The organism is Citrobacter sp. CtB7.12, from assembly GCF_001297795.1.
GTDB lineage: Bacteria > Pseudomonadota > Gammaproteobacteria > Enterobacterales > Enterobacteriaceae > Citrobacter_A > Citrobacter_A amalonaticus.
Genome location: NZ_LIFT01000015.1, coordinates 33,674 through 46,831, shown reverse-complemented (window position 1 = coordinate 46,831; position 13,158 = coordinate 33,674). Strand labels below are relative to the sequence as shown.

The 13,158-nt window shown below is 54.8% G+C and carries 12 protein-coding genes; 9 read left to right on the top strand and 3 right to left on the bottom strand.

What is annotated here, in order from left to right:
- Window positions 1-17 precede the first annotated feature (17 nt).
- Window positions 18-2,423 carry an oxygen-sensing cyclic-di-GMP phosphodiesterase DosP gene (gene dosP / locus AOY24_RS17015; RefSeq protein ID WP_054177027.1) on the top strand — a complete coding sequence of 802 codons (2,406 nt, stop codon included), beginning with the start codon at window positions 18-20 and terminating at the stop codon, window positions 2,421-2,423.
- Window positions 2,424-2,474: 51 nt separating this feature from the next.
- Here the strand turns inward: dosP and AOY24_RS17010 are convergent, their stop codons facing one another.
- Window positions 2,475-4,406 (bottom strand): methyl-accepting chemotaxis protein, encoded by a 1,932-nt coding sequence (locus tag AOY24_RS17010; RefSeq protein WP_054177026.1) that lies wholly within the window; start codon window positions 4,404-4,406, stop codon window positions 2,475-2,477.
- A gap of 157 nt (window positions 4,407-4,563) precedes the next feature.
- A complete protein-coding gene (gene hdeB, locus AOY24_RS17005; protein WP_054177025.1) occupies window positions 4,564-4,893 on the bottom strand; it encodes an acid-activated periplasmic chaperone HdeB in 330 nt (109 codons plus the stop codon).
- Window positions 4,894-5,295: 402 nt separating this feature from the next.
- Here hdeB and AOY24_RS17000 point away from each other — a divergent pair, with 402 nt between their 5' ends.
- The 7 genes from AOY24_RS17000 to AOY24_RS16970 are packed head-to-tail and all read left to right on the top strand — an operon-like array spanning window position 5,296 to window position 12,183.
- Window positions 5,296-6,162, top strand: a complete 867-nt coding sequence (locus tag AOY24_RS17000) for a MurR/RpiR family transcriptional regulator (protein WP_044267623.1) — start codon at window positions 5,296-5,298, stop codon at window positions 6,160-6,162.
- 14 nt (window positions 6,163-6,176) lie between these two features.
- Window positions 6,177-6,764, top strand: coding sequence for a D-alanyl-D-alanine dipeptidase (gene ddpX / locus AOY24_RS16995; RefSeq protein WP_044267621.1), 588 nt, complete (start codon window positions 6,177-6,179; stop codon window positions 6,762-6,764).
- A 15-nt stretch (window positions 6,765-6,779) separates the two neighbouring features.
- Window positions 6,780-8,330, top strand: a complete 1,551-nt coding sequence (locus tag AOY24_RS16990; protein ID WP_054177024.1) for an ABC transporter substrate-binding protein — start codon at window positions 6,780-6,782, stop codon at window positions 8,328-8,330.
- A gap of 44 nt (window positions 8,331-8,374) precedes the next feature.
- Window positions 8,375-9,397: an ABC transporter permease gene (locus AOY24_RS16985; RefSeq protein ID WP_054177023.1), complete on the top strand. Its 1,023-nt coding sequence runs from the start codon at window positions 8,375-8,377 to the stop codon at window positions 9,395-9,397.
- Entirely contained in the window at window positions 9,394-10,281 is an 888-nt protein-coding gene (gene ddpC / locus AOY24_RS16980; RefSeq protein ID WP_044267615.1) for a D,D-dipeptide ABC transporter permease, read from the top strand. Before AOY24_RS16985 ends, ddpC begins: the two co-directional genes overlap by 4 nt.
- Window positions 10,281-11,267: an ABC transporter ATP-binding protein gene (locus AOY24_RS16975; protein ID WP_054177022.1), complete on the top strand. Its 987-nt coding sequence runs from the start codon at window positions 10,281-10,283 to the stop codon at window positions 11,265-11,267. Before ddpC ends, AOY24_RS16975 begins: the two co-directional genes overlap by 1 nt.
- Window positions 11,260-12,183 carry an ABC transporter ATP-binding protein gene (locus tag AOY24_RS16970; protein WP_054177021.1) on the top strand — a complete coding sequence of 308 codons (924 nt, stop codon included), beginning with the start codon at window positions 11,260-11,262 and terminating at the stop codon, window positions 12,181-12,183. The genes AOY24_RS16975 and AOY24_RS16970 overlap by 8 nt, the downstream gene beginning before the upstream one ends.
- 75 nt (window positions 12,184-12,258) lie before the next feature.
- Here the strand turns inward: AOY24_RS16970 and osmC are convergent, their stop codons facing one another.
- On the bottom strand, window positions 12,259-12,690 hold the full coding sequence (gene osmC / locus AOY24_RS16965; RefSeq protein WP_043000697.1) for a peroxiredoxin OsmC: 432 nt from the start codon (window positions 12,688-12,690) through the stop codon (window positions 12,259-12,261).
- Between the two features lie 227 nt (window positions 12,691-12,917).
- Between osmC and sra the strand changes: the two genes are divergently transcribed.
- A complete protein-coding gene (sra, locus tag AOY24_RS16960) occupies window positions 12,918-13,061 on the top strand; it encodes a stationary-phase-induced ribosome-associated protein (RefSeq protein ID WP_042319017.1) in 144 nt (47 codons plus the stop codon).
- Window positions 13,062-13,158 lie beyond the last annotated feature (97 nt).

Below are 13,158 nucleotides of genomic sequence, written 5' to 3'. Positions count from 1 at the left end.
GGAAGCAGAGGTAATAAATGAAGCTATCCGACGTTAAAAGCACCGGAGACAGCATCTTCATTCCTGCTCTTGAGCAGAACATGATGGGTGCAGTGCTAATCAATGACAATGACGAGGTTTTATTTTTCAATTCCGCTGCGGAAAAACTGTGGGGATACCGTCGTGAAGAGGTGATTGGTCAGGGGATTTCGATGTTGATCCCGCATGATTTACGCGCAGCGCACCCCGATTTTATCCGTCATAACCGTGAAGGGGGTCAGCCCCGCGTTGAAGGCATGAGCCGGGAATTGCTGCTGGAAAGAAAAAACGGGACCAAAGTCTGGACCCGTTTCGCCCTTTCCAAGGTCAACGTTGAAGGCAAAATTTTCTATCTTGCCTTTGTGCGTGACGCTAGCGTAGAGATGGAGCAAAAGGAACAGAAACGCCTCCTGGTATTGGCGGTAGACCACCTGGACCGCCCGGTAATCGTACTCGACCCTGAGCGGCGTATTGTGCAGTGCAACCGCGCTTTTAGCGAGATGTTTGGTTACGACATTACCGATGCAAAGGGTCAACAGCCGGACAACCTGCTCAACCTCCCCGAAGAGCCGTCGGACAATGGCCTGCGACTCACACAGTTACTCTGGAAAACGACCCGCGATCAGGATGAGTTTCTGGTAATCACCCGTGCGGGTGAAAAGATCTGGATTAAAGTGTCTATCAGTCAGGTTTATGACCGGCGAAACGCACTGCAAAATCTGGTTATGACGTTTTCCGATATCACCGAAGAGCGGCAGATTCGTCAGCTCGAAGGCAACATTCTGGCGGCGATGTGCAGTAGCCCGCCGTTTCACGAAATGGGCGATATTATTTGCCGCAATATTGAGGCGGTGCTGCGGGATACGCATGTTTCACTGTATGCCTTAAAAGATAACGTCCGCCAGTTCTGGGCGTCGTCATCGAAAGAGATTGACGCAAAAGAGGTGAACGTCTGGACGCTCACCATCCGTCAACGGGATGGTGAGCCAGCCGGGACGCTGTTAATTAAAACAGCGAAAGGAAAAGAGACCAGCGCCTTTATTGAACGCGTGGCAGACATCAGTCAGCATATGGCGGCCCTGGCGCTCGAACAGGAAAAAAGCCGACAGCATATTGAGCATCTCCTGCAATTTGATCCGCTCACCGGTTTGCCCAACCGCAATCATCTGCACTCCTATCTCGATGATCTCATTCACGGCGCGAAAGGGATTTCACCAGTGGTGTTTCTCATCAGCGTCGATCACTTCCAGGATGTTATCGACAGTCTCGGCTATGCCGTGGCCGATCAGGTCTTGCAACAGGTCATCAATAAAATCCGCGAGCGGCTCAGACCCGATCAGTATTTGAGCCGTATTGAAGGCACGCAGTTCGTGCTGGTCAGTGACGACAATGAAATGAGTAATATTACCCAGTTTGCCGATGAACTGATCAATATCGGCAGTGAAGCCACCCTGTTTGACGACAAACCCTTCCCGCTGACCCTCAGCATTGGAATTAGCTATGAAGCAGGAAAAAATCGTGACTATCTGCTGTCCACTGCGCACAACGCGATGGATTTTATTCGTAAAGCGGGCGGCAATGGCTGGCAGTTCTTCAACCCGGAAATGAACCTCGCGGTGAAAGAACGTCTGCAACTGGGCGCTGCATTGAAAAACGCCATTGCCAATAACCGGCTACGACTGGTGTACCAGCCGCAGATCTTTGCTCAGACCGGCGAACTGTATGGTTTCGAAGCGCTTGCGCGCTGGAGCGATCCGGTGCATGGTCACGTTCCCCCGAACCGTTTTATTCCGCTCGCTGAAGAGACGGGTGAAATTGAGAATATTGGTCGCTGGGTGGTCAGAGAAGCGTGTCGCCAGTTGTCGGAGTGGCGCCAGCTGTCGCTGACCATTCCGACCCTGTCGGTGAACCTTTCTGCCCTGCACTTTCGCAGCAACCAACTGCCGGACCAGGTGTCGGAAGCCATGGTGGAATTTGCTATTCCGGGCGATCAACTGACGGTCGAAATCACCGAAAGCATGATGATGGAGCAGGATGAAGAGATCTTCAGACGCATTGAGATCTTACGCAACATGGGCGTGGGACTGTCGATCGATGACTTCGGCACCGGTTTTTCCGGTCTCTCCCGCCTGGTCAGCCTGCCCGTGACGGAATTGAAAATCGATAAAACGTTTGTCGATCGCTGCCAGACCGAGAAACGTATTCAGTCCTTGCTGGAAGCGATTATCACTATTGGGCAGAGTCTGAACCTGATTGTCATTGCGGAAGGGGTTGAAACGAAAGAACAATTTGAGTTGTTGCGCTCGATGAATTGCCCGGTGATTCAGGGATATTATTTTTCTCGCCCCATACCAGCTGATGAGATCGCCGCCTGGATGCATACGGCGCTGCCATTGAAAATCTGATTCATTGTGACGGAATGCCCGGGGCGTTGGCGCTTACCGGGCTTCCTGGCGTTACGGCAATTTAAACGATGACACTTGTAAGGCCAGCTCTTCTGCTTCCGCCTTTAAGATCTGCGTCCGCGCCGCGGCATCATCAATCAACGACGCGTTCTGCTGGACCGTGCTGTCCATTTCCGTAACCGCGAGCGTCACTTCGGCTACGCCTTTACGCTGTTCTTCCCCTGCGACGCGAATTTCGCCCATTAACTGACGCACCTGACGAACATGTCCCACCAGTTCCTGTAGACGATCGCCGGCATGATGAATTTGCTCGCTACTGTCATTGACGTGCGACACCGACTCATCAATGAGCGCTTTGATTTCCTGAGCAGCGGTCGCGCTACGCTGCGCCAGCGTTCTCACTTCAGACGCCACCACAGCAAATCCACGTCCGGCATCCCCGGCGCGAGCCGCTTCCACAGCCGCATTGAGCGCCAGGATGTTGGTCTGGAAGGCAATGCTGTCAATTACCGAGACAATCTCAACCATGCGGCCCGAGGAGGCGCTGACGTTATCCATGGTTGAAATCACCTCATGCATAACATCACCGCAGCGGTTGGCCGTTTGCGCTGTACTTTCTGACAGTTCATCCGCCAGTTGAGTATTACCCGCATTCTGATGAACGGTCGCATTAAGCTGTTCCATCGCAGCCGCACTCTCTTCCAGCGCAGCTGCCTGCTGGGTAACGCGTGTTGACAGCTCAGTATTACTGTCAGCAAGGCTAACGGCGTTATTCGCCACCACTTCACTGCTGCTGCGCACCGTAAGCAAAATGGCGGCAATTTTGTCCACGAAGAGGTTAAACGCCTCCGCAATCGCTGAAATTTCGTCCTTGCCCTTCACTTCTAAGCGCCGGGTCAGATCGCCGTCTCCCTGCGCGATATCGTCCAGTGCCTGCCGCGTGTCGTCCAGACGGGCAATCAACCGGCGAACCACCAGCCAGGAGCCCACCAGCAGCAACGTCATGACCGGGATCAGCACTTCAAGAACATCGCGCATCATGACTTTTGCCAGCCCGACGATGCGTTCTTGCGGTGTTACCAGTCCCACCACCCAACCGGTATCGGCCATCGGGAACAACATCACGCGTGATGGTGCGTTCAGAATGCCATCATTTTCCAGCGCCAGGGAGCTGACATCGGTGGTTTCAGTGCGCAGTTTCTGCAAACGTTGAGCGACAGGACTCAGCCAGCCTGATGCCTTCACCAGATCGCCGACGGTCTTGTAGTGATCCCGATCGTTTTGTGGGAAATAGAGAATTTGCCCCTGTTTGTCGACCACAAAGGCGTATCCTCCGGTGCGTCCACCCTGCTGCTGCATAAAGCTGGCGACGTTATCGAGTCGAATATCGGTGGTTGCCACACCGGCGAATTTACCCGCCAGTTGATAGGGAATGCTGCAGGTCACCATGTTGATTCCGGAAATGGCATCCTGATAAACATCAGACCAGACACAGTTTTCTTGCGAATGGCCCTTCGCGCCCTGATACCAGCTTTCGTTGTGGTAGCCATTGCCAACTGCTGCGTTGTATTCGTCGGAATACACCAGCTTATCGTCGGCACCGCGCGCCCAGAAAAAGCTGCGCCGTGCAACACCAGGCGTAAACGCGTCCGGCTCAGGCCAGATCCCGCCCCCGGTGATGATCGAATTATTTTGTTCGCCGAGAATATGCGGCACGACAGCGCGGTACAGCGCTTCATCATTTGGCAGGACTTCAGCCAGTCGCGACAAACTGACGGTTTCTCCCTCAATACGTGACAGGACGCTGCTGAGTTGACGCGTCAGACCATGCCCGGTCTCCTCGATCAGTGCCGTATTGACTTCAACGACGCGGGGTTGCCCGCGCCAAAGCATAATGACAACAATCACTAACGTCGTTACGGCAAGTAACGCGATCCCCCCGAGTGTCAAACGAGTCGAAATACGTGACGGATACCAGACCATATAAACATCCTTTTATTTTCAGGGTAATTTATATTCAGTATCGGCACGTATTTTTAGAGCTTTATACAGAATTCCGTATTGACTTAAATTAATAATGTGACGTTGTCACAAATAGCAAAACCCAGCACTCTGGCTGGGTTTAAATACATGCTTAATCTTATTTACTTAATTCTTTTTTGATTTCGTCTTTAATTTTAGTCAGTTCGCTCTGCGGATGTTTTTTACAGATTTCAACGGTCAGAGGAACCGCCGTTGTTACTGTTTCATCGAAAGTAACGTAGTCGCCGCCTTTAAAGTCTTCATCTTCGTTTAATACCCAGAAGGCAACCGGCGCCATTGTCTGCGGGTTCAGGTCAATGAACTCCTGGCAGCTCATGTTTTTAGGAGTGACGTCGGTTTTCGCGTCAGTGGTTGCTGCATTGACGTTGACACTGGTTAACAGCGCTGCCACTAAAATACCTGCTGTAGAAAGGGAAAATTTGTTCATTATGATGGCTCCGTTAATGATATAAATAACCTCTACATGAGCGCTTTAAACCGTTAATGTAGAACGAAAAGAATAATACCCTTCCCCTCACAGAAATAAATACACCCACACTGGTTATGGCTGTTATTGATATTTCCCGGTACCGATCCTGATGTTTGCCGTTTATTTCGTCACGAGAGTGTGATCGCGCCTGCGTATCCGGCAGATAACCGCCCTTTCGCCTTACCGTTGCACCAAAACTGCACTACGCTGCACAAATGTTGATCATAAGTTAACTAATACGGCATTAATTTAACAATTAACGCCCGTCGCGGCGGCGTTTTTGAACATGGCACGCGTCCTGCATTGTTAATGAACTAACAGTCAGTGGACATTTGACAGCCTGGTAACAGCGAGACGGTGATGACAGCAAAACCTGAGTTACTGAACCGAATTGAACAGACCTTCAGCCTGCATACGCCGAGTGAAAAGCGGGTTGCCAGTTGGCTGTTGACCCACGTGGCGCAAATCCCGTTTGAAACCGCCGACAGCATTGGCAAAGCGACGGGAACCAGCGGGATTACCGTTGGGCGCTATCTGCGCAAAATCGGCTATCGCAATCTGGAAGATGCTAAAGCCAGCCTGCGTGAACTGCCTTCTGTCCCCTATCAGCCCTGGGGGATGAACGAGCGTCTGGACTCCTGGCAACAACAGCAACAGTTGCCGGACCGCGCGCGGCAGTCGCTATCGCTGGAGATTGACGCGATCGCCCATGTTTATCAACTGGCGCAAGGGGACGCTTTCCAGCGTATTACCCGACAACTGGCGCAGGCGGAAGCGGTGTATGTCCTGGGGATCCAGTCGACGCGGGGGATCGCCAATGCCTTCTTCAGTCATCTCGAATATCTGCGTCCTCGGGTGAACTACTCCGAAGGGCTCTCCGGCAGTTGGGTGGAATCCCTCAACTCCGGATTTGAGAAACCGTATGTGGTGCTGACCGATACCCGCGCTTACTCCGCCATCGCCCGGCAGTACTGTCGCGTCGCCAGCGAGCGGCACATTCCGCTGGCGCTGATCACCGATGTCTGGTGTCCCTGGGCGCGGGATTACCCCATTGATTTACTGCAGGTGAAAACGGACACCGGACATTTCTGGGATTCGCTGGCGCCGGTGAGCTGCCTGTTCAACCTGCTGCTTTCCGGCGTGGCGGAACAACTGGGCGATTCACTTACCGGGCGGCTACAGACCAACCGCCAGTTACAACAAGAATTTGGTCAATTCGAACAATAAACAGGAAACGTGCTATGTCTGAAACTCCGCAACTGGTCGATCTGTCGGTGATTTTTCCGACGCTGGATATCGACCTCAAATATGCGACCGCCGATAACCTGACCGGCGCGCCGATTTATCGCGAATCGCGCTGCCTGCTGCACCAGGATGCGGTCACCGCGCTGGCGAAAAGCATCAGCATTGCGCAACTGGCGGGCCTTTCTCTGGTGGTGTATGACGCCTATCGTCCGCAACAGGCACAGTCAATCCTGTGGGATGCCTGCCCCGATCCGCAGTACGTGGTCGATGTAGCCATCGGCTCGAACCACAGTCGCGGAACGGCCATCGACGTCACGCTGAAAGACGCCAATGGCAAGATCCTCGATATGGGCGCGGGTTTTGATGAAATGCACGACCGTTCACATGCATATCACCCTTCTGTTCCTGCCGCTGCACAGCGTAACCGGTTGTTACTCAACGCCATTATGTTTGGCGGTGGCTTTGTCGGCATCAGCAGCGAGTGGTGGCATTTTGAGTTACCCGCCGCGAGTCGCTATCCGCTGCTGGAAGACTGTATTGCCTGTTTTCCCGTTACAACCACAACAACACACACCTCTTTTTGATTCCGGAGCGTCGTCATGAAAGTAACTTCGTTGTTTCGTCCCGCGTTGATTGCCGTTTCCCTGGCGATGGCCCTGCCTGCGGTCCAGGCTGCCGTCCCGAAAGACATGCTGGTGATCGGTAAAGCCGCTGATCCGCAAACCCTTGATCCGGCGGTGACTATCGATAATAACGACTGGACGGTGACCTACCCGTCCTATCAGCGTCTGGTGAAGTACAAAACCGAAGGCGATAAAGGCTCAACCGAGGTGGAGGGTGACCTGGCAAGCGGCTGGAAAGCCTCTGACGACCAGAAAGAGTGGACTTTTACGCTTAACGATCAGGCCAAATTTGCCGATGGTTCCCCCGTCACCGCTGAGGCGGTGAAACAGTCCTTCGAACGCCTGCTGAAAATCAGCCAGGGGCCGGCAGAAGCGTTTCCTAAAGATCTCAAGGTAGACGCGGTCGATGCACACACGGTGAAATTTACCCTCAGTCAGCCGTTCGCCCCGTTCCTTTACACGCTGGCCAATGACGGCGCGTCCATCATCAACCCGGCGGTGCTTAAAGCGCATGCCGCAGATGACGCCCGTGGTTTTCTGGCGCAAAACACCGCAGGTTCCGGGCCGTTTATGCTGAAAAGCTGGCAGAAAGGCCAACAGCTGGTGCTGGTCCCGAACCCGCATTACGCCGGTCCAAAACCGTACTTTAAACGCGTATCGGTGAAAATTATCGGCGAGAGCGCGTCGCGTCGTCTGCAACTGTCGCGCGGCGATATCGACATCGCGGATGCCCTGCCGGTGGATCAGCTTAACGCGTTAAAACAGGAAGGCAAAGTCGCCGTAGCTGACTATCCGTCACTGCGCGTGACCTATCTCTATCTGAACAACAGCAAAGCACCGCTGAATCAGGCGGATCTGCGTCGGGCGATTTCCTGGTCCACCGACTATCAGGGAATGGTGAAAGGGATCCTCAGCGGCAACGGCAAACAGATGCGCGGGCCGATCCCGGAAGGCATGTGGGGTTACGACGCCTCTGCGTTGCAATACAACTTTAATGAAGCCAAAGCGAAAGCGGAATGGGAAAAAGTTGCCAGCAAACCCACCAGCCTGAGCTTCCTCTATTCCGACAACGATCCGAACTGGGAGCCGATCGCCCTTGCCACTCAGGCCAGCCTCAGCAAACTGGGAATTACCGTCAAGCTGGAGAAACTGGCGAACGCCACTATGCGTGACCGTGTAGGCAAAGGTGATTACGACATCGCCATCGGCAACTGGAGCCCGGATTTCGCTGACCCCTATATGTTCATGAACTACTGGTTTGAGTCTGACAAGAAAGGACTACCCGGTAACCGCTCGTTCTATGAAAACGCCGATGTCGACAAGCTGTTGCGTAGTGCGCTAAGCACCACCGACCAGACCGCCAGAACCAAGGACTACCAGCAGGCGCAGAAAATCGTCATTGATGAAGCGGCCTACGTCTACCTGTTCCAGAAGAACTACCAGTTAGCGATGAACAAAGAGGTCAAAGGCTTCGTGTTCAACCCGATGCTCGAACAGGTCTTTAATATCGGCACCATGAGCAAATAAGCCACGTTAATGCGGAGCCGTACAGGCTCCGCAAGGGGAAGCCAATGACTTTCTGGAGCATTTTGCGCCAGCGCTGCTGGGGACTTGTCCTTGTGGTGGCCGGCGTTTGCGTCATCACCTTTATTATTTCGCACCTGATCCCCGGCGATCCGGCGCGCCTGCTGGCGGGCGACCGGGCAAGCGACGAAATTGTCGAAAACATTCGCCAACAGCTTGGGCTGAATCAACCGCTGTATGTGCAGTTCGCGCGTTACGTGAGCGATGTCTTCCACGGGGACTTAGGCATTTCCATTCGCACCGGGCGTCCGGTGATGGAAGAACTTCGCGTCTTTTTCCCGGCAACGCTGGAACTGGCCTTTTGTTCACTGCTGCTGGCGCTGGTCATTGGTATTCCGTTGGGCATTCTTTCCGCCGTCTGGCGTAACCGCTGGCTGGATCACCTGGTACGTCTGATGGCAATCACCGGTATTTCGACGCCAGCCTTCTGGCTGGGGCTGGGCGTCATCGTGCTGTTTTACGGCCATCTGCAAATTTTGCCGGGTGGCGGACGACTGGATGACTGGCTGGATCCGCCAACGCATGTCACCGGGTTTTATCTGATCGATGCCCTGCTGGAAGGCAACGGTGAGGTCTTTTTTAATGCCTTACAGCATCTGATTTTACCGTCGTTGACGCTGGCGTTTGTTCACCTGGGAATTGTGGCGCGGCAAATCCGCTCCGCGATGCTGGAACAGCTCAGCGAAGATTATATCCGCACGGCGAAAGCCAGCGGTCTTCCCGGCTGGTACATCGTGTTGTGTTATGCGCTGCCCAACGCGTTGATCCCGTCAATTACCGTACTTGGACTGGCGTTGGGCGATCTGTTGTATGGCGCGGTACTGACCGAAACCGTCTTTGCCTGGCCCGGAATGGGCGCCTGGGTGGTGACCTCTATTCAGGCGCTCGATTTCCCGGCTGTGATGGGCTTCGCCGTGGTGGTCTCTTTTGCCTATGTACTGGTCAATCTGGTGGTGGATCTGCTCTATCTGTGGGTGGACCCGCGCATTGGGCGTGGAGGTGCTGAATGATGTTAACCGAAGAGACGCCGGTACGCGTGACGCGTCGGCACATTGACTGGGCCAGACTGCTCTGGCTGATGAAAAGCAGTCCGCTGACGATGATTGGCGGTGTGATTATTGTCCTGATGCTGTTGTTGATGGTGCTGTCGCCGTGGATTACGCCTTACGATCCGAATGCGATCGATTTAAGTGCGCGGCTGCTGCCGCCAACGGCGGCGCACTGGTTCGGAACCGATGAGGTCGGACGCGACCTGTTCAGCCGCGTGCTGGTGGGCAGCCAGCAGTCGATTGTCGCCGGGCTGGTGGTGGTCGGGATTGCGGGCGGTATTGGATCACTGCTCGGCTGCCTGTCCGGCGTCATGGGCGGTCGCGCTGACGCCATCATCATGCGGATGATGGATATTATGCTGTCGATCCCCTCGCTGGTGCTGACGATGGCGCTGGCCGCAGCGCTCGGGCCGAGTCTGTTTAACGCGATGCTGGCGATTGCCATTGTACGTATTCCCTTTTACGTGCGTCTGGCGCGGGGGCAAACGCTGGTCGTGCGCCAGTTTACCTATGTTCAGGCCGCCCGCACGTATGGCGCTTCCCGCTGGCATTTGATTAGCTGGCACATCCTGCGTAACTCGTTGCCGCCGCTGATTGTGCAGGCATCGCTGGATATTGGCAGCGCGATTCTGATGGCGGCCACGCTGGGCTTTATCGGGCTTGGCGCTCAGCAACCGAGCGCCGAATGGGGCGCGATGGTCGCGATTGGTCGTAATTACGTTCTCGATCAGTGGTGGTATTGCGCTTTCCCTGGCGCCGCCATCCTGATCACGGCCGTCGGTTTTAACCTGTTCGGTGATGGGATCCGTGATTTGTTGGATCCGAAAGCAGGAGGAAAACAGTAATGACTCAACCGGTGCTGGAAATAGACGATTTACACTTGAGTTTTCCGGGATACAAGGCCGACGTTCACGCCCTGAGCCATGTGTCGCTGCGCATTCAACGCGGCGAGATTGTTGGCGTGGTGGGTGAATCGGGTTCAGGGAAGTCAGTCACCGCAATGCTCACCATGCGCCTGCTGCCGGAAGGCAGCTACCGCATTCATCAGGGGCGCGTCTCGCTACTGGGCGAAGATGTGCTGAACGCCAGCGAGAAACAAATGCGTCAATGGCGCGGCGCGCGCGTGGCGATGATCTTCCAGGAGCCGATGACGGCCCTCAACCCGACGCGACGTATCGGCCAGCAGATGGTGGAAGTGATTCGCCATCATCAGACGGTGAGCCGTGCGCAGGCCAGGGAAAAGGCGATTACCCTGCTGGAGGAGATGCAGATCCCCGACGCCGCTGGCGTGATGACCCGCTTTCCGTTTGAGCTTTCAGGCGGCATGCGTCAGCGGGTAATGATCGCCCTTGCCTTCTCCTGCGAACCGGCGCTGATCATCGCTGATGAACCTACCACTGCGCTGGATGTCACCGTACAGTTGCAGGTGCTGCGCCTGCTGAAACACAAGGCCCGCGCCAGCGGTACGGCCGTGCTATTTATCAGTCATGACATGGCGGTGGTATCGCAACTGTGCGATCGGCTGTACGTGATGTATGCCGGCAGCGTGATTGAAAGTGGTCAGACCGATGCCGTTATCCACCATCCTACCCATCCCTATTCGATTGGCCTGCTGAAATGCGCTCCGGAGCAGGGAGAAGCACGCCAGCCGCTGCCGGCGATCCCTGGCACCGTACCGGATCTCACCCGTCTGCCGCGCGGCTGCGCGTTCCGGGATCGCTGCTATGCCGCGGGCCCGCTTTGTGAAACGGTACCCGCGATGAGCCCACATGGCGCTGGCGACCAGCACTCGGCCTGCTGGTATCCTCATCTGGAGAATCCTCATGTCTGAAACGTTACTGGCTTTACACGATGTGCACGTCAATTTCCCGGCGAAGAAAAACTGGCTGGGACGGGTCACCGAACGCGTGCATGCGCTCAACGGCATGGATTTACAGATCCGCCGGGGCGAAACGCTGGGGATTGTCGGTGAATCCGGCTGTGGGAAAAGCACACTGGCGCAGTTGCTTATGGGAATGCTAAAGCCCAGCCAGGGACAGTATCAACAGGATTCATCGTCGACCGAAATGCAGATGGTATTTCAGGACCCGCTCTCCTCACTGGATCCACGTCTGCCAGTGTGGCGAATTATCACCGAACCGGTGTGGATTCAAACACGCAGCAGTGAACGGGAGCGACGGGCGCTGGCGGCAACCTTAGCCAGCCAGGTCGGGATACGTCCGGAATATCTCGATCGTCTGCCGCACGCTTTCTCTGGCGGACAGCGCCAGCGTATCGCGATTGCCCGAGCACTGTCGTCAGAACCGGATGTGATCGTGCTGGATGAGCCGACCTCCGCGCTGGATATTTCCGTCCAGGCGCAGATCCTGAATCTGCTGGTTGCGTTGCAGACCAGTCGCAATCTGACCTACATTCTGATCTCACATAACGTCTCGGTGGTACGCCATATGAGCGACCGGGTGGCAGTGATGTACCTCGGGCAAATCGTCGAACTCGGCGATACCGCGCAGGTGCTCTCCACCCCGGCACATCCTTATACCCGTCTGCTGCTGGATTCCGTGCCAAAAACCGGCGTGCCGTTGGCTGAAGAACGGGTAATTCGCAAAACGGAATTACCTGGCAACCGGGTACTGCCGACGGGCTGTTTTTTTCGCGACCGGTGCCCGTTGGCGACCCACGGCTGCGAAACTCGACAGGCGCTGCGCAGGCTTGATGCGGGAACTGACGTACGTTGTTGGCGTGCCTGATAATGCCCGGGAATCGTAGGCCGAATTCAACGTATTTATGCCCGGTCACCATCGCGCGACCGGGCAATACTGCCGTTACGACTTCAGTTGATAATCGAGGGTGATTTCAGCTTTCAGCACCTGCGACACCGGGCAGCCGGCTTTCGCTTTCTGAATAATACCGTCGAAGGTGGCGGCATCGATTCCCGGCACGTTCACTTCGCTGTGCAGCGCGATTTTGGTAATCGCAAAACCGGCATCAACTTTGTCCAGCGACACGTCAGCCGTGGTGTCGATAGCCTCCGGCGTAAAGCCCGCCTCACCAAGCATCAATGAAAGCGCCATAGAGAAACAGGCAGCATGCGCTGCGCCGATCAACTCTTCCGGATTGGTGCCTTTCGCCCCTTCAAAACGGGTATTGAAACCATAAGGCTGCTGGTTCAGCACGCCGCTTTCCGTCGAAACGGTGCCTTTTCCGCGTTTGATGTCGCCTTCCCAGTGTGCCTGACCTTTCTTATGGATTGTCATCGTTCGCTCCTTATTGTCGTCGGGATAACAAGTATAGGACGCTCACCCGATTTCGTGGCCGTTAGCAGAGACTTCTTAATTCCCTGCTTACACATTGACCTTTCCGATTAAATGTCCGACTATCAATCAGGTCGGTATCCATCGGTACCGTCGACCTTAAGGGTTATATTTCGTCCGCAGTCATATGGACTCATCCTTGAAACCAGTAACAGGATAAAGGAGTTAGAATGAAATCGAACCGTCAGGCCCGTCATATTCTTGGACTGGACCATAAAATCTCCAATCAGCGCAAAGTGGTGACTGAAGGTGATAAATCCAGCGTGGTGAACAACCCTACCGGCAGAAAACGCCACGCAGACAGCAAAAAGTAACCGCACAGTCCGAATATGACGATAAACACCATCGCAAACGCGATGGTGTTTTTGCTTACAAAAGCCTTAATTCATGCACGATGCTTTATACTCTGTG